We start from the raw sequence: 20,665 nt of genomic DNA on the forward strand, positions 1-20,665 counted from the left end.
CGGTCCGATCCAGGAGGTCTCGGCGTGTCGCATGGGTTCCGGCTGTGGGAACAGCACTGCTGTCTGCCGCTGCTTCCGACCGCGGACCTATTGGAGTTGACCCGGTATCCGTCGGGCTCGTACCTCTCGGTGAATATCGGATATTCACCGCAAAGCACGCGGGAATCGTTGGAGTTGGTCACGCAGTTCCGGCGGGATGCCTTGACGGACGGGCGGTTTCGGTTGGTGCACAGCATCGAGGACGCGTGGCCGGAGGTGCCGTCGGCGGAGACCGATTCGACGCTCGCGCTCGCCTTCGACCTCGAGGACGCCGGGCCGTTGGAGGGGGATCTGGACAATGTCGAGTTGTTCTATGAACTGGGGCTGCGCTCGCTGTTGCCGACCTACAACCACGCCAATGCGGCGGGGTGCGGGTGTCTCGACAGCGCGGACTCCGGGCTGACCGCATACGGGCGGGATTTGATCCGGAAGCTCAACGAGGTCGGGGTGTTCGCCGATGGATCGCACTGTTCACGGCGGACCGGTCTCGATATAGCCGAGATCAGCGACGTTCCGATGATCTACAGTCACTCCAATTTCGCCGCGCTGTGGGCACATCCGCGCAATATCGGCGACGATCAGGCCAAGGCGTGTGCCGCCACCGGCGGCGTGATCGGCATCAACGGCGTCGGAATCTTCCTGGGCCACAATGAACCCGCCGACCGGGGCGGACGGATCGAGGCCATGGCCGACCACATCGCCTATGGCGCGGAACTGGTTGGTATTGAGCACATCGGCGTCGGTTCCGATTACTCCTTCGACGCAGACGATTTCAATGCGGAACTGGCCAAGAACCCGGAGAGCTACTCCGAGGAGTACACCCGCTACGGCCAATTGCAATGGGTGCCACCGGAAGACCTGCTCGGTGTCTCGGGCGTGCCGGGTCTGGACGAGGTGCTGGCCGCGCGCGGCTTCTCCGCGGCGGATCGCGCGGCGGTCTTCGGCGGCAACTTCGCGCGCGTGGCCCGTGCCGTGTGGCGGGATTAGACTCGCCACGAGGTTGCTCGATCAGTGCTCGCCGACCGAGAGGGATGTGCGATGACAGAACTCGATCCGACCGTGCGCAAGTTCGTCGACGCCGTGAACGCTGGCGATTCCGCGGCCTTCTTCCAGACCCTGACCGCCGACGCCTCCATGACCGACGACGGCCAGGAGCGGAATCTGGCCCAGTGGACCGATTCGGAGATCTTCGCGACCAATGGCCGCATGAAGCTCGAATCCGTCGCCAGCCCGACCGAATTCGTGGCGGAATATTCGAACGACCGCTGGGGTGCCATGCGCACGGCGTGGCGGTTCACCGTGCGTGACGGACTGATCAGTCGCTTCGAAACCGGCCAGGCGTGAGCCGTCTCACGTGTTCCGCGTCTCACCCGGGCGGGGGATGGCGCAGTGAGCGACCGGCGACAGGTCTACTCTCGGGGGCGTGACTTCCCACTACGATGTCGTCGTTCTCGGCGCTGGTCCCGGCGGTTATGTCGCCGCGATTCGCGCCGCTCAACTCGGCCTGCGAACAGCGATCGTCGAGCAGAAATACTGGGGTGGCGTGTGCCTGAACGTGGGCTGCATCCCGTCCAAGGCACTGCTGCGCAATGCGGAGCTGGCCCATATCTTCACCAAGGAAGCGAAGACCTTCGGTATCTCGGGTAACGCGACCTTCGACTTCGGCGCGGCGTTCGACCGCAGCCGCAAGGTCGCGGACGGCCGGGTCAAGGGCGTTCACTTCCTGATGAAGAAGAACAAGATCGACGAGTTCGACGGGAAGGGCACCTTCACCGGTCCCAAGTCGCTGTCGGTCGAGCTGACCAAGGGCGGCACCGAGGACATCACGTTCGACAACGTGATCATCGCCGCGGGCACCGAGACCAAGCTGCTGCCGGGCACCTCGCTCTCCACCAATGTGGTCACCTACGAAGAGCAGATCCTCACCCGCGACCTGCCGGGCTCGATCCTCATCGTGGGCGCGGGCGCCATCGGCATGGAGTTCGGCTACGTCCTCAAGAACTACGGCGTGGACGTGCGCATCGTCGAATTCCTCGACCGCGCACTGCCGAACGAGGACGCCGACGTCTCCAAGGAGATCACCAAGGCGTACAAGAAGCTCGGCATCACCATCACCACCGGTGCGGCCGTGCAGTCCATCGAGGACGACGGGTCCAAGGTCACCGTCTCGATCAAGGACAACAAGTCCGGTGCGGTCGAGACCGTCACCGTCGACAAGGTGCTGCAGGCCGTCGGTTTCGCGCCGCGCGTCAAGGGTTACGGCCTCGAGGCCACCGGCGTGCAGCTCACCGACCGCGGCGCCATCGCCATCGACGAGTACATGCGCACCAATGTGCCCGGCATCTACGCCATCGGTGACGTCACCGCCAAGCTGCAGCTCGCGCACGTCGCCGAGGCGCAGGGCGTGGTCGCCGCCGAGACCATCGCCGGTGCCGAGACCCAGTCGCTGGGCGACTACCGCATGATGCCGCGCGCCACCTTCTGCCAGCCGCAGGTCGCCTCCTTCGGTCTGACCGAGGAGCAGGCCCGCGCCGAGGGCTACGACGTCAAGGTCGCGAACTTCCCGTTCACCGCGAACGGCAAGGCGCACGGCCTCGGCGACGCGCAGGGCTTCGTCAAGCTCATCTCCGACGCCAAGTACGGAGAACTGCTGGGCGGCCACATGATCGGCCCGGACGTCTCCGAGCTGCTGCCCGAACTGACCCTGGCCCAGAAGTGGGACCTCACGGTCAACGAGGTGGCGCGCAACGTCCACACCCACCCGACCCTGTCGGAAGCGATCCAGGAAGCGATCCACGGCCTCGCCGGCCATATGATCAACTTCTGATCTTCGAACGAAGGCCCGGTACCGGCGTAAACCGCTGGTACCGGGCCATTTTCATGTCCTACTCGCGGTGGTAGGCGTCTTGGGCGGCGGTGATGGCGTCGATATTGGATTCGAGGATCTCGATCAGGCCGATGAGCTTGTCGGCCACCTGCGCGCCGAGGTCGGTGAGGGTGTATTCGACGACCGGGGGGATGGACTGCTGGACTTCGCGATTGATCATGCCGTCGCGTTCCAGGGTCTGCAGGGTTTGCGAGAGCATGCGCTCGGAGATGCCGTCCACGCGGCGGCGCAGCGCCGAGAAGCGGTAGGGGCCCTCGCGGAGGGCGGCCAGCGCGAGCACGCCCCAGCGGCTGGCGACGTCCTGGAGGACGGGGCGCGAGGAACAGTTGCGGGCGAAAACGTCGGCCTCCAGCGTGGGGTCGACCGCAAACGCCTGGTCGGGACGCCGGGTGGTCATGGGATTCAGATTACCTGTCATTCGGGTAGCGGTTTGGGAATGGTATGTGCTTACTATTGGTTAGTACATCACGAGAGTGCAGTTCATTCCCTGATACCTGGAGGTAGACATGACCGTCGCAGTCACCGGAGCAAGCGGGCAGCTGGGCCGTCTGGTCGTCGAGGCACTGTTGAAGGACGGATCGCAGCCCGTGGTGGCGGTGGTGCGCGATCCCGCCAAGGTGGCCGATCTGGCCGAGCGCGGCGCCGAGGTCCGGGTGGCGAGCTATGACGATCCGGAGGCGCTGGAGCGGGCGTTCCAGGGTGTCGATCGCGTGCTGCTGGTTTCCGGCAACGAGTTCGCCAAGCGGGTTGCCCAGCACACCAATGTGATTCGCGCCGCCGAGCGGGCGGGCGTGCAGTTGTTGGCCTACACCAGCATTCCCAAGGCCGACGTCAATCCGCTGATCCTGGCCCAGGAGCACATCGGCACCGAGGCCGTGCTGGCCGAGGCGAGCATCCCGACCGTGCTGCTGCGCAACAGCTGGTACTGGGAGAACTACATCGGCGGCCTGGCCCACGCGGTCGAGACCGGCACGCTCTACGGCGCGGCCCGCGACGGCAAGGTGTCCGGAGCCTCCCGCGTCGACTACGCCGAGGCGGCCGCCCGCGTGCTCACCACCGACGGCCACGAGGGCAAGGTCTACGAGCTCGGCGGCGACGAGACCCTCACCTATGCCGAACTGGCGCAGGTGCTTTCGGAGGTTTCGGGCAAGCCGGTGCGCTACCAGGACCTGCCGCAGGAGGACTACGCCGCGGCGCTGCAGGGCGCGGGCCTGGACGCGGGCTACGCCGCCGCCCTGGCCGATGCCGACGCGGGCATCGCGAACGGCATCCTGGCCGTCGACTCCGGCGACCTGCAGCGCCTGCTCGGCCGCCCGTCCACCCCGGTGGCCGAGGTCTTCCGGGCCGCGCTGCGCTGAGGATTGATCGGCAGGCCCCTAGTACCAGTTGTGGGCCTGCCAGAAATCCCAGGCGGCATTGGGGCTGCCGTAGCGCTGCACCATGTAGCGGTAGGCCCAGCGCAGTTGGGTGAGCGGGTTGAACATCCAGTCCGGGCCCTCGCTGAACATCTTGTGCGCGGGGAGGGCCTGGGCCAGGCCGTAGGCGCCGGAGGTCGGGTTGATGGCGAACACTTCCCAGTTGCTCTCGTGGGTGATGATCTGGTTGAACGAATCCCACTGGTCGCCGGGCACGATGAAGCGGGCCACGGTCTGCAACGCGGGCTTGGTGTAGCGCTGGGCCGTGCCGATCAACTCGATCAGCTCGGACGGATTCACCGGCAGCGCAACCCCGATCGAGGCCGCATCGGCGATCGGGTTCGCGATATCGGTGCGCGCGTCGGCGCTACCGGTCGCGACGGTCAGCGGGGCGATGGCGGCCACGAGCAGTCCCAGGAGGGCGGCTCGCAGCGGCGGCTTCTTGGAGTCTGGAAAAGCGGGCAACGCCTGGTCCTTCCGTGTTCGTCCCCCGTAACACCGACGGTCACAGCAAGCACGAAAAATCAGACCAATCTGTTTTCAGACGAACTGACATTACGACCTTTCAGTTCACGAGCAGGATCGACACGCCGTAGATCAACACGCCGGAAAATGTCCGCCCGGGGCGAATTGCCGGGATTAGCGCGCGCGGCCGAGCAGCAATTCGCGCTCGGTCTCATTGGCCGTCAGCTCGGCCGCCCGCCGGAAGGCCGCCTGCGCCTCGGCCGCTCGGCCCAGTCGCGCCAGCAGGTCCCCGCGCACCGCGTGCAGCAGGTGGTATTCCGTCAGCGCGCCGCTCTCGGCGATCGCGTCGATCAACTCCAGCCCGGCGGCGGGCCCGTGCACCATTGTTACCGCCACGGCTCGGTTCAACTCCACGACCGGCGACGGAAACCGTTGCGCGAGTATCGCGTACAGCCCGGCGATGCGTCGCCAATCGGTGTCTTCGGCGGTCAGGGCCATTGCGTGCACGGCCGCGATGGCGGCCTGCAGCGCGTAGCGTCCGGGCTCTCGGTCGCGGGTCCGGCTCACCGTGTGCGCCCGGGCCAGGGCCGCGAAGCCGCGGCTGATGTAGAGCCGATTCCAACGGGAGCGGTCCTGATCCGGCAGCAGCACCAGCCCGCTGCCGGAATCACTGCGGGCACGCAGGCGTGAGGCCTGCAGCTCGAGCAGGGCCGCCAGCCCGTGCGCCTCGGGTTCCTCGGGCAGCAGGCCGGTCAGAATTCGCGCCAATCGCAGGGCTTCCTCGCACAATTCGGCGCGCACCCAGCGGTCTCCGGCGGTGGCCGTGTATCCCTCGTTGAAAATCAGATAGATGACTTCGAGCACGGAATCCAGGCGCGCGGTCAACTCGGCACCCTCGGGCACCTCGTAGGGGATCCGCTTCGCCGCGATCGCCCGTTTGGCCCGCACGATGCGTTGCGCGACAGTCGATTCCGGAACCAGATAGGCCCGTGCGATCTCGGTCGTGGTCAACCCGCCCACCATGCGCAAGGTGAGCGCTGCCCGCGCCGGTGGCGACAGCACCGGATGGCAGGCCGTGAAGATCATGCGCAGCAGGTCGTCGGCGATGGCCGGCTCCGCCTCATCGGCGACCAGATGAGCCGGATCATCGCCGGACTGCTCGGCGGTGAGCGTCTCCCTGCCGAGCAGCTCCAGTTTGCGTGCGAAGTTCACGTCCCGCCGAATCCGGTCCACCGCACGGTGTTTCGCCGTCAGCATGAGCCAGCCGCCGGGATTGGGCGGTACACCGTCGCGCGGCCACTGTTCCAAGGCCGCGACTAGAGCGTCCTGCGCCAGTTCTTCGGCGGTCGCGATATCCCCGACCAGCCGGGTCAGCCCGGCGACGAGCCTGGGCCACTCGATCCGCCAGGCTGCCTCCACCGCCCGCCGCGCCCGCTCTGCCCCTGGCACGGGAGCGCCGTCGCCGGAGTTCACGCGCCGACCGTTCGCGGCGCGTGAACTCCTTGGGCCGGTGGCGGCTTCAGCTCTGGCCGCCCTCGACCTTCCGCACCTCGACCTCGACGTTCCACTCCGGGCCGTGGACGCGCAGGAATCGGCTCGCCCATTCCACCGCCTCCTCCGTCGACCGGGTCTGCAGGAGACAGTAGCCGCCGATGATCTCCTTGGACTCGGTGAACGGGCCGTCGTGGACGGTCTGCGTGCCGCCGGTCTGCCGGATGCGCACGGTCTCGTCGATGCCCAGACCCGCGGTGTCCAGCAGGACGCCGGCCTTGGTCATCTCCTCGATGAGGGCGTTCATGTCATTGATCAGCGTCTCGCTGGGACCCTCCGGGGCCTGCGCGGGGTCCAGGCGAATCAGCACCATGTGTCGCATTGTTCGATCCTCTCCTCAGGCGAGGGTGTAGTTGACGTAAACGGCACCGGAATCGAAGGTTTTCGACTCCAGCAGATTCAGGGTCAGGGCGGTCTTGTCGCGGAAGAGCGGGGTGCCCGCGCCGATCGTCACCGGGTGGATGACGATGCGGTATTCGTCGATGAATCCTTGCTCGGCGAACCAGTGCACCAGGGTCGGGCTGCCGTAGATGACCAGCGCGCCACCGTCTTCCGCCTTCAGCTCCGCGACCCGGGCCGCGGCGTCGGCGCCGATGACGCGGGTGTTGTTCCAGCGCGGGTCGGTGAGCGTGGTCGAGAAGACCAGCTTGTCGATCGCGGTGACCCAGGCGGCGTGCTCGAGATCGTGCGCGCTGGCGTCCGGGTTGTCCGGGACGCTGGACCAATGGTCGCGCATACCCTCGAAGGTCTTGCGGCCGTACACGGTGGTGCCGACATCGGCGCGGATGTGCTCGTCGTGGAATGCGGCGAGGTCCGGGCTGTAGCCGTGGAACGTCCATTCCAGTCCCATACCTGTGTGCGCGGCCGCGAAGCCGTCGAGGGTCATGTGCGAGAAGGCGACTACCTTTCGCATGGCGAATCCTTCCGTCGAGTGTCAGGACCGGGTTGGTCCTCACCTACTCCTCGATCGGGGCGCGGCGTAATCGACACCCCGGGAAAAATTCTTCAGCGATTTCGGGGTCGAGCGCCTGGAATTGACGTCCTCCTCGGTCTGAAGGCCGAGGATTCCTACAAGCCCCCTGGCGGGCGCTTTCGGTGGGTTCCTGCTTCATCGGCCGGTGCAGGGGCAAGCCCCGGACTTACCCGGCCTCGACAGGCGTTTAATCTCTCCGCCCGTCCGGCGGCGAGAACATTGTTCGAAGCATTCAGATCACGATCCAGCACCGCAGCACAAACCGGACACGTCCAGACCCGTACCGACAGCGGCTTGGGGCCGTCCCGATGCCCACACGGCGCGCAGATCTGCGACGACGGATAAAACCTGTCCACCTTCCCGAAGTACCGCCCGGATCGAGCTGCCTTTTCCTTCAGCATGCCGGTGAACATCGACCAACCGGCATCGTGCACCGACTTCGCCAACCGGGTACGGGCCAGGCCCTTCACGCACAAGTCCTCGACATAGATCGTTTGGGTTTCGCGAACTATCGCCGTGGTGTGCTTGTGCGCCCAATCCCGGCGCGTGTCAGCAACTTTCACATGCGCCTTCGCCACCTTCACGCGGGCTTTGGTGCGATTGTTCGAGCCTTTCTGCTTACGCGAAAGGTTCCTCTGCGCGCGGGCGAGTCTGCGCTCGGCCCGATGCAGAAACTTCGGGGACTCGATCCGCTTGCCGTTCGACAAGACCGCGAACGTGGTCAAACCCAGGTCGATACCCACTTCGGCATCGACCTGGGGCAGCGGCTGGTCGTCGACCTCTACGACGAACGACGCGAAATATCGCCCGGACGCGTCCTTGATCACCGTCACCGACGACGGCTCCGACGGCAGGTCCCGCGACCAGGCGACCTTCACCTCTCCGATCTTGGGAAGCCGCAGCTTTCCGCCGACGGTGACCGCGAAGCGTGCGTTGCGGGTGAACCGGATCGACTGCCGATTGTCCTTACGCGACCGGAACCGCGGCGGCGCCATCTTCGGGCCCTTGCGCTTACCAGTCACGGACTGAAAGAAGTTGCGGTACGCGGTGTTCAGGTCCGTCAGCGCCTGCTGTAACACCACCGCCGACACCTCGCTCAACCATGCCCGCTCCGGCGTTGTCTTGGCCGCGGTAAGCCGCGTCGACAACTCGGCATCGGAGACATAGGAACGATCCGCGGTGAATGCGGCCTTCCGTGCGGCAAGTGCGTCGTTGAACACCACCCGCGCACACCCGAACGCCCGCGCCAGCGACTCCTGCTGGCCCGGCGTCGGATACACCCGGTATTGGTAACGCAACTGCACCCGAGCAATCTATCGACACCTACCGACAGACACTTCGATGCGTTCAGGGCACGCTCGGGCCTGGCGGCCCTCCCACGTGAGCCTTCACTACCGTTCTGATCGAAAACCGCAGGCCCTGAGCGTTCTTTGACCGCGCGGACAATGCGCGCGGCACAGACCGATCGGGACGATGGTCTCAATTTCGCCGCGCGGAGCGGCGGTGCGCGGGCAGAATTCCAGCTATGCCGCGAGCAGCCCCGGCAATCGTTGCCGCCGAAACCTTCACTCGGGCAGCGCAGCCGGTGCTCTCGATCGGGGACGGGCTGGTGCTGCGCCCGTGGCTGCGGCGCGACGGGCCCGAGGTGTATGCGGCGTTCCAGGATCCGGCCATTCGCCGCTGGCACGTGCGCACCGCCGACACCGTGGAGGAGGCGGGCGACTGGGTGGACTCGTGGGCGCGGTCCTGGCACAGCGGCACGGCGGCGAATTGGGCTGTCGCGGACGGTCGTACCGGTCGGCTGGTGGGGCGCGCCTCCCTGCACCACATGGAGCTCTGGCACGGGGAGGCCGAGGTCGCCTACTGGGTGGTGCCCGCCGCGCGCGGCCGCGGCATCGCCCCGAACGCGGTGAACGCCCTGGTCGAGTGGGCCTTCGAGGTGGCCGGATTCCACCGCCTCGAACTCCGCCACTCCGTCCACAATGCCCAGTCCTGCAAGGTCGCCCACAAATCCGGCTTCGTCCTCGAGGGCATCAACCGCAGCGCGGGCCTGCACGCCGACGGCTGGCACGACATGCACCTGCACGCCCGCGTCGCCCACCCCGCCGAACCGGCCCTCGCCCACCAACTCCCCGAGCCCGCCACCCAACCGGTCTACCGCCTGCGCCGCTGACCTCCCGGTCGGCCGACGGCGGGGCTAGTGGTCGGTTTGGATGCGGAGGGCGGTGATGGTGCTGGCCAGGCCCTCGTACTGGTTTGTGAGAAGGACGATTTCGATCAGGCGGCGTTCGTCGTAGTGGGCGGCGAGGCGCTGCCAGGTGTCGTCGTCGAGGTCGCGGGTGGTGACCAGTTGGTCGACGGCGGTGAGCAGGGCGCGTTCCTTGTCGGTCCACCCGGCGGCGGTCGGACCGCCCTCGCGGAGGCGGTCGAGGATCTCGGCGGTGACGCCCGCGCGGCGGCCCAGCCGGATGTGATGGTCCATCTCGTACTCGCACTGCCGCAGGTGCGCGACCCGCAGGATGACCAGTTCGGACTCGTAGCGCGGCAGCTTGCCGCCCGGCATGAGCCGCCCCGAGAAGTGCAGCCACCCCCGGAACAGCCCACCGGTCCGGCCCAGCGTGCTGAACAAATGCGCGTCATCGGTCCCCGCGGCGCGGGAAAGCGCCTGCCAGACAACCCAGTTCACCGGACCCAGCTCCCGCAGCCGGCCCGGCGCGATTCGTGGCTTCGTCGACACCATCCCCCCAGTCAACACCCTGTCCCAGTCACTCGCCAGACCACCCGCGGGCTATTCGCGGACGGCCTGGGCGAGCTTGGTGAGCTCCAGGGCGCGGCGGGCTCGGGTCAGGACGTGGGCGCGGGAGCTGGTGAGGTGGGCCAGCAGGGTGCGCAGGGCGGATTCGAGGTCGCCGGTGAGCAGTAGTTCGGCAATGGCGACGTGGTCCTCGGCCATGGCGGCGATGCGGCCCGGGGTGGGGATGTCCAGGACCCGGACCGGACGCACCCGCGCCTGCATGGCCGAAAGCGCGTCCGCCAGTGCGGAATTCCCGGCCGCCCGCAGCAGGGTGGCGTGGAACTGCTCGTCGGCGGTGATCAGCGCCGCGTCCGGTGCCGGTGGATATTGGCGAATCCGCCGCCAGGTCTCGAGCTCGTGCCGCAGCGCGGTCATATCGTGCAGGGTGGCCGTGGGCAGCGCGGACGCCAGGGTGTTCGGTGTCGCGGTGGTGGCGGACGCCGGTTCCGGCGGGCCGGAGGGTGTCACTTGCAGGCGTTGGATTCCCCTGGCCTCCAGGATGATTCGGAGTTCGTAGAGGTCGCCGAGCTCATCGACCCGGGGGCGGTACGGGTAGAGACCGTCGGCGTGGCGTTCGAGTAGACCGTCGGCGTAGAGGCGGGCCAGCGCCTCGCGGACGGGGGTGCGGGAGACGCCGTAGGTCTCGGCGAGGCGTTCCTCGCCGAGGCGTTCGGTGGGCACCAGCACCCCGGCCGCGAGATCGCGCTGCAGCGATCGATAGACCCGCTCGGACAACGGAATACGCCCCCTGCGCGCGTTCACGTCCAGGGTCCGATCAGATCGCCATGGCCAGGCGCACCGCGGATTCCGCGCCCGCGCCGCCCGCCCCCGAGGAGGTGACGCGGCCCGAGCGCAGCACGTAGAACTGCTGTGCGGCCTGCAGCGCGAAACCGATGTGCTGCTCCACCAGCAGCACGCTCAGCCCGCCGCGCGCGGTGAGATCGATGATGGTGCGTTCGATCTCGGCCACCACCGACGGCTGGATGCCCTCGGTGGGTTCGTCGAGAATCAGCAGCTTCGGCTCGGTGATGAGGGCCCGGGCGATGGCGAGTTGCTGGCGTTGGCCGCCGGAGAGCAGTCCGGCCTTGCGGGACAACAGCTCCCGCAGCGCGGGGAACAGATCCAGCGATTCGGCGACGAGCTCCCTACCGCGTTTGCGCCCGTCCGCCACCACCTGGAGGTTCTCCATTGTGGACAGCTGTGGAAAACTCTGCTGCCCCTGTGGAACGTAGGCGAGGCCGCGTTTGACCCGACGCGACGGCGACAGCTTGGTGATGTCCTCGCCGTCGAAGCGGATCCGCCCGGACTTGGCGGGCAGCAGCCCGACCGCCGCGCGCAGCAGCGAGGTCTTCCCGGCCCCGTTGTGGCCCATGATGGCGGCCACCCCGTTCTCCGGAACGCTCAGGGACACACCGTGAATCACCTCGGTCCGGCCGTAGCCGGTGTGTAGGTCAACGAGCTCCAGCATCCGCGGCCTCCTCTTCCTGGTCGGCGGTGTCGGTGGTCGGCGGCAGGTCGCCCGCCGCGGCGGTGCCGAGGTAGACCTCCTGCACCTTGGGATCGGCCTGCACCTGTTCCACGCTGCCCTCGCTGAGCACCCGGCCGCCCGCGAGCACGGTCACCGAGTTGGCGAAGGCGCGCATGAAGTCCATATCGTGCTCGACCACGATGACGACGCGTTCGGTTCCGATGCGGCGCAACAGGTTTCCGGTCTCCTCGCGCTCCTCGGCGCTCATGCCCGCGACCGGCTCGTCCAGCAGCAGCACCGAGGCGTTCTGCACCAGCAGCATGCCGATCTCGAGCCACTGCTTCTGACCGTGCGCGAGCACCCCGGCGGGTTTGTCGCGCAGCTCGGCGAGACCGGTGAGCTCGAGCGCCTCCTCGATGGCGGGCAGCACCGACTTGCGGCGCCGCAGCAGGGTGAGCGCGGAACGCCCTGCGCCAGCGGCGATGTCGAGGTTCTGCAGCACCGTCAGCTGTTCGAAGACACTGGCGGTCTGGAAGGTGCGGCCGACGCCGAGGCGGGCGATCTGATGCACCTTGCGGCCGATCAGCTCGGTGCCGCTCTTGCGGGCCGAACCCGTCGCGGGGGTGAGGCCGGTAATGGCGTCGATGAGGGTGGTCTTGCCCGCGCCATTGGGTCCGATGAGGAAGCGCAGATCGCCGGACAGGACGGTGAGGTCGACATCGGAGACGGCCTTGAAGCCGTCGAAACTCACCGAGAGCTTGCTGATTTCGAGGTATTCGGCCATCAGGCTTCCACCTTCTCCTCGACGGCGGCGAGGTCCGCGTCCGGTTCGACGGGCGTCGGCTCCACCGCGATCGGGGTCGGCGCACCGCGCCGGGGCCGCAGCCGCTCCGCCAACTGCCGTGCCATGGGCCCGAATCCGGCCAGCCCGGCCGGAATGAACCCGACCACCACGATGAACAGCGCGCCCTGGAAATAGGTCCACGCCGACGGGAAGTGCTCGGAGAACGTGGTCTGCGCCCACGCCACGCCGATCGCGCCCAGCACCGGCCCCAGCAGGGTGGTGCGGCCGCCGATGGCGACACCGATCAGGAAGGCGATGGACGGGACCACACCGATATCGGCGGGGGAGATGATGCCGACGATGGGGGTGAACAGCGCGCCCGCGATGCCCGCGAAGAACGCGGCCACCACATACGCGACGATCTTGATATTGGCCGGGTCGTAACCGAGGAAGCGGACCCGCTCCTCCTGATCCCGCACGGCCACGAGCAATTCCCCGTAGCGACTGTGCATGAGCTGGCGCGCCATGGCGACGACGAGCAGCAGCGTGCCCGCCGCGATGAAGAACAGCATGCGCCGGTTCACCGGATCGTCGAGGCGGAAGCCGAAGAAGGAGCGGAAGTCGCTCAGACCGGTGAAACCGCCGATGGTCTGCTGCCCGGTGAGCAGGATCGCCAGCGCCGCGGCCAGCGCCTGGCTCAGGATGGCGAAGTACGCGCCCTTGACCCGGCGCTTGAAGACACCGAAACCGAGGATCGCGGCAATGGCCGCGGGCAGCACCAGAATCGCCAGGATCGCCACCGGCGCGGACTCGAAAGGCTGCCAGTAGGACGGCAGTTTGTCCACGCCCGCGATGGTCATGAACTCCGGCACGTCCTCGTGCGCCTTGGCGGCATCGGCCATCTGCAGGTGCATGGCCATGATGTAGGCGCCGATGCCGAAGAACACGCCTTGGCCCAGGGTGAGCATGCCGCCGCGACCCCAGGCCAGGCCGATGCCGACCGCGACGATGGCGAAGCAGAGGAACTTGGCCAGCAGGCTCAACCGGAAATCGGTGAGCACCGCGGGCGCGATGCCGAACAGCACGAGCGCGGCAATCGCGAAGCCGCCCAGGGCTTTCAGGGAGCTGTTGGCGCTCAGACGCGCGATGGTGGTCATGCCAGACTCCTCGTCCGGACGGTGAACAGGCCCTGCGGGCGCACCTGCAGGAAGATCACGACCACGATGAAGACGATCACCTTGGCGACCGTCGCGGTGGTCGAATACTCGACGAACGAATTCAGCAGGCCCATGGCGAAGGCCGCGATCACGGTGCCCTTGATCTGCCCGAGGCCGCCGATGACGACCACCAGGAAGGCGTCCACCAGATACGACTGCCCGATGGTGGGGCTGGTGGAGCCGATCAGGGTGAGCGCCACCCCGGCCACCGCCGCCAGACCCGAGCCGATGAAGAAGGTGCTGACATCGGTGAGACGGGAAGAGACGCCGGAGGTTTCGGCCAGGCTGCGGTTCTGCACCACCGCCCGGATCCGGCGACCCTGCGGCGTGGTCTTCAGGGCCGTGGCCAGCGCGATCACCGCCGCCACCGCCAACACCATGATGAAGATGCGGGTCTTGGGCACCACCGTGCCCGCGATGGTGAGGCCGCCGGTCAGCCAGTGCGGCGCGACCACGTTCTTGGCGGGCGCGCCGAAGATGTCGCGCACCGCCTGCTGCAGCACCAGCCCGACGCCGAAGGTGACCAGCAGCGTGTCCAGCGGCCGGTCGTACATCCAGCGAATGAGCCCCATCTCCAGGGCCGCGCCCAGCAGGCCGCCGACCAGGAAGCCGACGAACAGCGACACGATCAGCGCCACCCCCGTCGCCGAGATCAGTTGCTCCACAACGTAGGTGGTGTAACAACCGGCCATGATGAATTCGCCGTGCGCCATATTGATGACACCCATCTGACCGAAGGTCAGCGACAGGCCCAGCGCCGCGAGCAGCAGGATCGAGCCGAGACTCAGCCCGGTGAAGAGTTGTCCGACAAGGACATCCATGTGAGCACCTTCTTCGACAAAGACGCCCCGTCATCCCGGCGTGTCCTTGGCCGGGATCCACCCGGTGGATGAACCGGCAGGTCTGGGTGGATTCCGGCCAACAGCGCGCCGGAACGACGGGCGGTGGTGGCTGCCGTAACGGCTGGTGCGGTCGCGCGGTGAGAGGTTCGCGCGGATCCACACCAGCCGCCCCTCATCGGCGGCCGCCGAATTACTCGAGGCCCTTGGCCTTATTTGAGGCCCTTGGCCCAGTCGTAGTTCTTCAGGTACGGGTCCGGCGCGATGGCCTTGCCGGAGTCCCAGACGGTGTAGATCAGGCCGTCCGGGTGGATCTCGCCGATGCGGGCGGTCTTGGTGATGTGGTGGTTGGAGCCGTCGATGGTGACGGTGCCCTCCGGCGCGTCGTAGCTGACGCCGTCGGCGGCCTTCTGAATGTCGGCCACCGCGAAGGACTTCGCCTTCTCCACGGTGTTCTTCCACAGGAAGACCGAGGTGTAGGCGGCCTCCATGGGATCGGAGGTGGGCTTGTTCGCGCCGTAGGCCGCCTTGTACGCGGAGACGAACGCCTTGTTCTGCGGGGTGTCGACGGTCTGGTAATAGTTCCAGGCGGTCAACTGGCCCGTGACGTTCTGCACGCCGACGCCGCCGACCTCCTCCTCGGCGATGGACACCGAAACCACCGGCATATCGGCGGCTTTCAGGCCCGCGTTCGCGTACTCGCGGAAGAACGCGACATTGGAGTCGCCATTGAGGGTGTTGAAGACCGCGCCCGCCTTGGAATTGCGGACCTTGTTGACGATGGTCGAGAAGTCGGTCGAGCCCAGCGGCGCGTAGTCCTCACCCTTGATCTCGATGCCATTGGCCTTGGCGTACGCCTTGATCTCGCGATTGGCGGTCTGCGGGAAGACGTAGTCCGAACCCACCAGGTAGAGGGAGGTGACGCCCTTCTGCTTGAGATAGTCCAGCGCCGGGATGATCTGCTGGTTGGTGGTCGCGCCGGTGTAGAAGATGTTCTTCGAATCCTCCAGGCCCTCGTACTGGACCGGGTAGTACAGCAGCGAATTCAGCGATTCGAACTTGGGCTTCATGGCCTTGCGCGAGGCCGAGGTCCAGCCGCCGAAGACCGCGGCCACGCAGTCGGAGCTGATCAGCTTCTCGGCCTTCTCCGCGAAGGTCTTCGGGTCCGACGCGCCGTCCTCGAGCACCACCTCGAGCTTCTTGCCCATGACACCGCCCGCGGCGTTGATCTGGTCGACCGCCAGCTTGGTGGCATTGGCGACGGTCACCTCACTGATGGCCATGGTGCCGGTCAGCGAGTGCAGGGATCCGATCTTGATGGTGTCCTTCGAGGTGTCCACGCAGGACTTGGCATTGGAACCCGAGGCGGTATCGCTGTCACGCGAACCGCAACCGGCGACCATGACGGCGGACAGCGCCAGCGCGGTCGGAATGATGATCGCCTTCGTCAGGCGGGAAGCCCTGTCCCGGCGGGAAGAGTCGTGCATGGGGCGGATCCTTCACTTCACGATGTGCTGCGACGCCACGTGCGCCGCTTGCGAATACCGCCGCGTATACAACGGTTGTATTCGTGAAACGGAACGGTAGGCGGGAAGTGTTGCGCCGGAATGACTCTCGATGAAGACGGGATATCTACTATTACGTAGTCGTGAATTTCTGCTCACCACAGCGGGATTCGGCCCGCGGTGGCGAAGCGAACGCGCAGGTCAGCGCGGCGGATACGGTTCGAGCCGGCGACAGCTATGGCTGACACCGGCTCGATGCGGGCGCTGAGATCCGTCGGTGACGGTGCTCAGCGCTACGTGGAGCACTCCCAGGCGTCCTGCTGATCGGAATTCGGTACCGCCGCACCGGCGGCCCCACCGACCGCGAGGCCGATCAGACCTCCGATGAGGGCGGTGAACGGCAGCGCGATGATGCCGATACCCATGGTCGCCACCGCGATTGCGATGCCGACGATGCCGCCGATGAACACGCCCACGAGGCTGGTCAACCCCGCTCCGGCCTCGATGCTGCGCGAGCGGGGCGAACTCGGTGAGCACAGCCAGCCGACCGGCTCGAAGATCGGCGTGGCGACCAGGGTCGCGCCGTCCTCGCTGATCTTCGGCTGGAACGCGATCATATTGACGCCGTCGGTGATGGCCAGGGGCATCGTCGAGGTCACCGCACCGGTCGCGTTCAGAACCTGAACACCCGAGTCCGTGAGTGCGAAGGTGCCGCCGGACAGCGTGGTGGTGACGGTCTTGTTCGCATCGGAACGGACGGTGTCGTAATGGATGCCGCCCTGATCACCCGCGAGGTGCGTAATCGATTGCACGTCTTGCGCGCTCGGCTCCGGCGCGGCATACGACGTGCCCCCCGTGATCGCCATGGCGGCAATGGTGAGCGCAGCCGTGGCGACGATCTTTCTCATTTTCACATGATCATGTTCGTACGAGATTTCACCGGCGTTCACCGTCCGGATAGGTCATCGGATCTGTCACTGAATCACGTAGGGGGAGATGGAACTTCGGTGCTCGCTGATGTCGAGGGATTTGCCGAGCGGTGGGAATGCGCGCTGGGGGCAATTGGATCGTTCGCATACTCGACAACCCGCGCCGATCGGAGTTGCCTTGGGCTCGTTGAGATCCAGGCCATCCGCGTAAACGGTGCGGCCCGCATGGCGCAGTTCGCAACCGAGCCCGATTGCGAAGATTTTGCTCGGCTCGCCGTAGCGGGTGGCGCGGCGTTCCACCGTGCGCGCCACCCACAGGTATTTGCGGCCGTCGGGCATCTGCGCGATCTGGGTCATGATCTTCGCCGGATAGGCGAAGGTCTCGTACACATTCCACAGCGGGCAGGTGCCGCCGCTGGAGGAGAAGTGAAAACCCGTGGCGGACTGGCGCTTCGACATATTGCCCGCCCGGTCCACGCGGACGAAGGAGAACGGGACACCCCGCAGTTTGGGGCGCTGCAGGGTGGACAGGCGGTGGCAGATGGTCTCGTAGCTCTGGGTGAAGAACGCCGAGAGCCGCTCGATGTCGTAGCGGAAATCCTCGGCCACCTCGTGGAAATGGGTGTAGGGCAACACCGTCGCGGCCGCGAAATAGTTGGCCAGACCCAGCTTCGCCAGCACCACCGATTCGTGGCTCGAGAAATTGCCCTCGGCGACCAGCTTTTCGATCAGCTCGCCGCATTCCAGATAGGCCAGCTCGGCCGCCAGCTTGAAGACCCGCTGCCCGCCCGAGAGATGCGGGGCGATCTCCAGGCGGCGCTGCTCGGGATCGTAGCGGTGCAGCAGGCCGTCGCCCAGGTCGATGCGCTCCACGATCTGCACGCCGTGCGCGTCGGCCAGGCGGCGCGGAATCTCGCGTTTCAAGTCGCCGCCGTGGAAGCGCATGCGGTGGGTGAGTTCCTCGGCGGCCGTATCCAATTCGTGAATGTAGTTCTGCCGCTGATAGAAGTAGTCGCGCACTTCCTCGTGCGGTTTGGAGATGGCGCCCGAACCGCTGCCGTCGGCGAAGCGGTCCTCGGTGGCCGCGGCCAGCTGCGCGGTGGTATTCCGATAGCGGCGATGCATATTCACCATGGCGCGCGCCAAACCCGGGTGCGCGGACACCATTTCGGCGATCTCCTGGGCGTCGGCCTCCACCCCGAGTTCCTGGTCCATCACGACCTCCTGGAGCTCGGCGATGAGCCGGGTGTCGTCCTGGGAGGAGAAGAATCCGGCGTCGACACCGAAGACTTCACTGATGCGCAGCAGTACCGGTACGGTGAGCGGGCGAACGTCGTGTTCGATCTGATTCAGATAGCTCGCGGAGATCTCGAGCTTCTTGGCCAGGGAGACCTGACTCAGCCCGCGTTCGGTACGCAGCTGGCGGAGCCGCGCCCCGACATAAGTCTTGGCCATACGACCGAGTTTATGGGCGCATTAGCATCGTTGCCAACGCCGGGATTAGCATGCCTGCTGAGCTTTGAGTCACATCCTGTCGGTGGGGCGGGTTACCGTCGAACGATGCTCTTGTCCGAAGTGGTCGATGCGTCGCGGGATGTGCGGGCGACGTCGTCGCGCAAGAACAAGATCAATATCTTTGCCGAGCTGCTGAAACGCGCCGGTATCGGGGAATTGGCGCAGGTCGTGGCGTGGCTGTCGGGGGACCTGCTGCAGGGGCGGATCGGGACCGGATGGCGGACCCTGACCACGCTGGAGGTGAAATCGGCCGCCGCCCCGACTTTGTCCGTGGACGAGGTGGACAAGAGTTTCGGCGCGCTCGCCGAGGTCGGCGGCAGCGGGTCGGCGGCGCGGCGACAGGAATTGCTCACCACCCTCTTCGCGGCCGCGACGCCGGATGAGCGCGACTTTCTGATTCGGCTGCTGACCGGGGAAATGCGGCAGGGCGCGCTGACCGCGATCGTGGCCGAGTCGGTGGCGGTCGCCTTCGAGGTGCCGATCGCGGCGGTGCGGCGGGCGCACATGCTGTCCGGGCGGCTGCCGGTGACCGCGGTCGCGGCGCGGACCGGCGGGGTCGCGGCGCTCGAGGCCTTTCGGCTCGAGGTGGGGCGGCCGATCCAGCCCATGCTGGCCTCGCCCGGCGCGAGCCTCGACGAGGCCATGGCCGAATTCGGCGGGGAGGTCAGCGTCGAGCACAAGATGGACGGGGCGCGCATTCAGGTGCACCGGGACGGCGATCGGGTGTGGGTGTTCACCCGGACGCTGCGCGACATCACCGCGAGCGTGCCCGAACTGGTGGAGCTGGTGCGGAAATTGGCGTGCACCAGCGTGGTGCTCGACGGAGAGACGTTGGCGCGGGGCGACTCCGGCCGTCCGCGCCCGTTCCAGGAGACCATGAGCCGCTTCGGCGCGGCCACCGCCCAGGAACTGCTGCTGCACCCGTACTTCTTCGACTGCCTGCACCTCGACGGCGTCGACCTGCTCGACGCGCCGCTGCGCGAACGCCGCGCCGCCCTCACCGGCGTGGCCAACGGCCTCAGCATCCCGGCCCTCATCGCCCCCGACTCCGAGACCGCCGCCGAATACTTCGACGGCGCACTGGCGGCGGGCCACGAGGGCATCATGATCAAATCCCTGGCCGCCCCCTACGCGGCGGGCCGCCGCGGCCGCGCCTGGCAGAAGATCAAACCCACCCACACCCTGGACCTGATCGTGCTCGGCGCGGAATGGGGCTACGGCCGCCGCACCGGCTACCTGTCCAACCTCCACCTCGGCGCCCGCGACCCCGAAGGCGGCGACCCCATCATGGTCGGCAAGACCTTCAAGGGCCTCACCGACGCCCTCCTCCACTGGCAGACAGCCGAATTCCCCCGCCACGAACGCGACCGCGACACCACCACCGTCTACCTCCACCCCACCCTGGTCGTGGAAATCGCCCTCGACGGCGTCCAAACCAGCCCCCGCTACCCCGGCGGCGTAGCCCTCCGCTTCGCCCGCGTAGTCCGCTACCGCCCCGACAAGGAACCCGCCGAAGCCGACACCATCGACACCATCCAAGCCCTCCTACCCGGCAGCAAGTAGGTCGGCCCCCGAGTTGGGGTCTCTCACAGGGGATTCACAGCTGGAACAGGGGGCGCTCCGAGTTTCGGGATGGAGGATTCGAGGGGTCGATGGTCGACCGGACGGTTGTCAGGTGACGAGAAGCAGGAACTGCCACCGCATCTCCCACGCGGACCCCTGTGAACTCGTGCCGTCCGCTCGGCATCGACGGTGGATTGCGCATGGTCCACCTGTGTGGCCGGTGGTGCCCCGCCCCCTCGCCGGGTACCACCGGCCGCGGTCATTTCCGCGGTCAGGATTCGTAGTCGTGGGTGCCGGTCAGATTCGGCAGCCGCCGCCGGCCCGCGGCCAGTTCGCCCGCCAGATCCTCGTAGGCGATGGCCAGTTCGGTCAGCCGCTGCGCCGCGTCGTGCATGGTGTCGTCGGGCGACATGGCCAGCGTCAGATAGGCCAGCGCGGAGAACTGCGCCAGCCGGTCCACCACGGTTCCCACGGTCTCGGTGTGCAGGTGCGCGTCGCGGGCCGCCTTGGGGAGTTCGGCCGCCACCCAGGCGTCGATATCGTGCACCAGCCGGGCGCGATCATGGTCGATCCGCTCGGTGCCGATGGCGGCGGTGAGTCTGCGTTCGTGCAGGTCCGCGAGTAATCCGGCACAGCGCAGCACCGGGTGATCGTCGGGTGGCAGGCCGCGGCAGGCCTGCAGCAGCAGGTGTTTCGGTGGGAGCGGATGCACGGCCGACAT

At 67.0% G+C, this 20,665-nt stretch carries 22 protein-coding genes; 6 read left to right on the forward strand and 16 right to left on the reverse strand.

The features are described from left to right. The first annotated feature begins 24 nt into the window (after positions 1-24). The 3 genes from VMT65_RS00105 to lpdA all read left to right on the forward strand — a co-directional run bounded on the left by VMT65_RS00105 (position 25) and on the right by lpdA (position 2,866). Positions 25-1,026, forward strand: a complete 1,002-nt coding sequence (locus VMT65_RS00105) for a dipeptidase (RefSeq protein ID WP_326305758.1) — start codon at positions 25-27, stop codon at positions 1,024-1,026. Between the two features lie 51 nt (positions 1,027-1,077). After that, the gene (locus tag VMT65_RS00110; RefSeq protein WP_326305759.1) at positions 1,078-1,383 is read left to right on the forward strand and encodes a nuclear transport factor 2 family protein; all 306 of its coding nucleotides are present in this window, start codon (positions 1,078-1,080) and stop codon (positions 1,381-1,383) included. Positions 1,384-1,462: 79 nt separating this feature from the next. Beyond that, positions 1,463-2,866 (forward strand): dihydrolipoyl dehydrogenase, encoded by a 1,404-nt coding sequence (gene lpdA / locus VMT65_RS00115; RefSeq protein ID WP_326305760.1) that lies wholly within the window; start codon positions 1,463-1,465, stop codon positions 2,864-2,866. Between the two features lie 58 nt (positions 2,867-2,924). Here the strand turns inward: lpdA and VMT65_RS00120 are convergent, their stop codons facing one another. Then, complete coding sequence (locus tag VMT65_RS00120; RefSeq protein WP_326305761.1) at positions 2,925-3,323, reverse strand: winged helix-turn-helix transcriptional regulator; 399 nt, start codon at positions 3,321-3,323, stop codon at positions 2,925-2,927. A 109-nt stretch (positions 3,324-3,432) separates the two neighbouring features. On the opposite strand from VMT65_RS00120, the gene VMT65_RS00125 reads away from it, so the two are divergent. After that, positions 3,433-4,284: an SDR family oxidoreductase gene (locus VMT65_RS00125; protein WP_326305763.1), complete on the forward strand. Its 852-nt coding sequence runs from the start codon at positions 3,433-3,435 to the stop codon at positions 4,282-4,284. An 18-nt stretch (positions 4,285-4,302) separates the two neighbouring features. On the opposite strand, the gene VMT65_RS00130 is transcribed toward VMT65_RS00125, so the two are convergent. From VMT65_RS00130 to VMT65_RS00150, 5 genes are all read right to left on the reverse strand, one after another. Then, entirely contained in the window at positions 4,303-4,806 is a 504-nt protein-coding gene (locus VMT65_RS00130) for a transglycosylase SLT domain-containing protein (protein WP_326305765.1), read from the reverse strand. Between the two features lie 174 nt (positions 4,807-4,980). Further along, the gene (locus tag VMT65_RS00135) at positions 4,981-6,255 is read right to left on the reverse strand and encodes an RNA polymerase sigma factor (protein ID WP_326305767.1); all 1,275 of its coding nucleotides are present in this window, start codon (positions 6,253-6,255) and stop codon (positions 4,981-4,983) included. Positions 6,256-6,325: 70 nt separating this feature from the next. Further along, positions 6,326-6,679, reverse strand: a complete 354-nt coding sequence (locus VMT65_RS00140) for a YciI family protein (protein WP_326305769.1) — start codon at positions 6,677-6,679, stop codon at positions 6,326-6,328. A gap of 15 nt (positions 6,680-6,694) precedes the next feature. Continuing rightward, complete coding sequence (locus tag VMT65_RS00145) at positions 6,695-7,270, reverse strand: dihydrofolate reductase family protein (RefSeq protein WP_326305771.1); 576 nt, start codon at positions 7,268-7,270, stop codon at positions 6,695-6,697. A 155-nt stretch (positions 7,271-7,425) separates the two neighbouring features. Then, complete coding sequence (locus tag VMT65_RS00150; RefSeq protein WP_326305773.1) at positions 7,426-8,634, reverse strand: RNA-guided endonuclease InsQ/TnpB family protein; 1,209 nt, start codon at positions 8,632-8,634, stop codon at positions 7,426-7,428. 221 nt (positions 8,635-8,855) lie between these two features. Here VMT65_RS00150 and VMT65_RS00155 point away from each other — a divergent pair, with 221 nt between their 5' ends. Next, positions 8,856-9,503 carry a GNAT family N-acetyltransferase gene (locus VMT65_RS00155; protein ID WP_326305775.1) on the forward strand — a complete coding sequence of 216 codons (648 nt, stop codon included), beginning with the start codon at positions 8,856-8,858 and terminating at the stop codon, positions 9,501-9,503. Between the two features lie 24 nt (positions 9,504-9,527). On the opposite strand, the gene VMT65_RS00160 is transcribed toward VMT65_RS00155, so the two are convergent. From VMT65_RS00160 to ramB, 9 genes are all read right to left on the reverse strand, one after another. Then, positions 9,528-10,070 carry a carboxymuconolactone decarboxylase family protein gene (locus tag VMT65_RS00160; protein WP_326305777.1) on the reverse strand — a complete coding sequence of 181 codons (543 nt, stop codon included), beginning with the start codon at positions 10,068-10,070 and terminating at the stop codon, positions 9,528-9,530. 48 nt (positions 10,071-10,118) lie between these two features. Continuing rightward, positions 10,119-10,886: a GntR family transcriptional regulator gene (locus tag VMT65_RS00165; protein ID WP_326305779.1), complete on the reverse strand. Its 768-nt coding sequence runs from the start codon at positions 10,884-10,886 to the stop codon at positions 10,119-10,121. Positions 10,887-10,899: 13 nt separating this feature from the next. Further along, entirely contained in the window at positions 10,900-11,592 is a 693-nt protein-coding gene (gene urtE / locus VMT65_RS00170) for an urea ABC transporter ATP-binding subunit UrtE (protein ID WP_326305780.1), read from the reverse strand. Further along, positions 11,576-12,376, reverse strand: a complete 801-nt coding sequence (urtD, locus tag VMT65_RS00175; RefSeq protein WP_326305782.1) for an urea ABC transporter ATP-binding protein UrtD — start codon at positions 12,374-12,376, stop codon at positions 11,576-11,578. Before urtD ends, urtE begins: the two co-directional genes overlap by 17 nt. Next, on the reverse strand, positions 12,376-13,533 hold the full coding sequence (urtC, locus tag VMT65_RS00180) for an urea ABC transporter permease subunit UrtC (RefSeq protein ID WP_326305784.1): 1,158 nt from the start codon (positions 13,531-13,533) through the stop codon (positions 12,376-12,378). Before urtC ends, urtD begins: the two co-directional genes overlap by 1 nt. Next, positions 13,530-14,414 carry an urea ABC transporter permease subunit UrtB gene (gene urtB / locus VMT65_RS00185; protein WP_326305786.1) on the reverse strand — a complete coding sequence of 295 codons (885 nt, stop codon included), beginning with the start codon at positions 14,412-14,414 and terminating at the stop codon, positions 13,530-13,532. The genes urtC and urtB overlap by 4 nt, the downstream gene beginning before the upstream one ends. A gap of 230 nt (positions 14,415-14,644) precedes the next feature. Continuing rightward, positions 14,645-15,919 (reverse strand): urea ABC transporter substrate-binding protein, encoded by a 1,275-nt coding sequence (urtA, locus tag VMT65_RS00190; protein ID WP_326305788.1) that lies wholly within the window; start codon positions 15,917-15,919, stop codon positions 14,645-14,647. 311 nt (positions 15,920-16,230) lie between these two features. After that, positions 16,231-16,845: a hypothetical protein gene (locus tag VMT65_RS00195; RefSeq protein ID WP_326305790.1), complete on the reverse strand. Its 615-nt coding sequence runs from the start codon at positions 16,843-16,845 to the stop codon at positions 16,231-16,233. A gap of 66 nt (positions 16,846-16,911) precedes the next feature. Then, complete coding sequence (gene ramB, locus VMT65_RS00200) at positions 16,912-18,321, reverse strand: acetate metabolism transcriptional regulator RamB (RefSeq protein ID WP_326305791.1); 1,410 nt, start codon at positions 18,319-18,321, stop codon at positions 16,912-16,914. A gap of 105 nt (positions 18,322-18,426) precedes the next feature. Between ramB and VMT65_RS00205 the strand changes: the two genes are divergently transcribed. Further along, the gene (locus VMT65_RS00205) at positions 18,427-19,944 is read left to right on the forward strand and encodes an ATP-dependent DNA ligase (protein WP_326305793.1); all 1,518 of its coding nucleotides are present in this window, start codon (positions 18,427-18,429) and stop codon (positions 19,942-19,944) included. Between the two features lie 271 nt (positions 19,945-20,215). Here the strand turns inward: VMT65_RS00205 and VMT65_RS00210 are convergent, their stop codons facing one another. After that, a complete protein-coding gene (locus tag VMT65_RS00210) occupies positions 20,216-20,656 on the reverse strand; it encodes a DUF4254 domain-containing protein (RefSeq protein WP_326305795.1) in 441 nt (146 codons plus the stop codon). Positions 20,657-20,665 lie beyond the last annotated feature (9 nt).

It is taken from the genome of Nocardia sp. CDC153, from assembly GCF_035818515.1.
Taxonomy (GTDB): domain Bacteria; phylum Actinomycetota; class Actinomycetes; order Mycobacteriales; family Mycobacteriaceae; genus Nocardia.

Coding starts and splice junctions, on each gene's coding strand:
- VMT65_RS00110 (WP_326305759.1), top strand. CDS start 1,078: ATGACAGAACTCGATCCGACCGTGCGCAAGTTCGTCGACGCCGTGAAC.
- VMT65_RS00120 (WP_326305761.1), bottom strand. CDS start 3,323: ATGACCACCCGGCGTCCCGACCAGGCGTTTGCGGTCGACCCCACGCTG.
- VMT65_RS00125 (WP_326305763.1), top strand. CDS start 3,433: ATGACCGTCGCAGTCACCGGAGCAAGCGGGCAGCTGGGCCGTCTGGTC.
- VMT65_RS00140 (WP_326305769.1), bottom strand. CDS start 6,679: ATGCGACACATGGTGCTGATTCGCCTGGACCCCGCGCAGGCCCCGGAG.
- VMT65_RS00145 (WP_326305771.1), bottom strand. CDS start 7,270: ATGCGAAAGGTAGTCGCCTTCTCGCACATGACCCTCGACGGCTTCGCG.
- VMT65_RS00155 (WP_326305775.1), top strand. CDS start 8,856: ATGCCGCGAGCAGCCCCGGCAATCGTTGCCGCCGAAACCTTCACTCGG.
- VMT65_RS00160 (WP_326305777.1), bottom strand. CDS start 10,070: ATGGTGTCGACGAAGCCACGAATCGCGCCGGGCCGGCTGCGGGAGCTG.
- urtE (WP_326305780.1), bottom strand. CDS start 11,592: ATGCTGGAGCTCGTTGACCTACACACCGGCTACGGCCGGACCGAGGTG.
- urtD (WP_326305782.1), bottom strand. CDS start 12,376: ATGGCCGAATACCTCGAAATCAGCAAGCTCTCGGTGAGTTTCGACGGC.
- urtC (WP_326305784.1), bottom strand. CDS start 13,533: ATGACCACCATCGCGCGTCTGAGCGCCAACAGCTCCCTGAAAGCCCTG.
- urtB (WP_326305786.1), bottom strand. CDS start 14,414: ATGGATGTCCTTGTCGGACAACTCTTCACCGGGCTGAGTCTCGGCTCG.
- urtA (WP_326305788.1), bottom strand. CDS start 15,919: ATGCACGACTCTTCCCGCCGGGACAGGGCTTCCCGCCTGACGAAGGCG.
- VMT65_RS00195 (WP_326305790.1), bottom strand. CDS start 16,845: ATGAGAAAGATCGTCGCCACGGCTGCGCTCACCATTGCCGCCATGGCG.
- ramB (WP_326305791.1), bottom strand. CDS start 18,321: ATGGCCAAGACTTATGTCGGGGCGCGGCTCCGCCAGCTGCGTACCGAA.
- VMT65_RS00205 (WP_326305793.1), top strand. CDS start 18,427: ATGCTCTTGTCCGAAGTGGTCGATGCGTCGCGGGATGTGCGGGCGACG.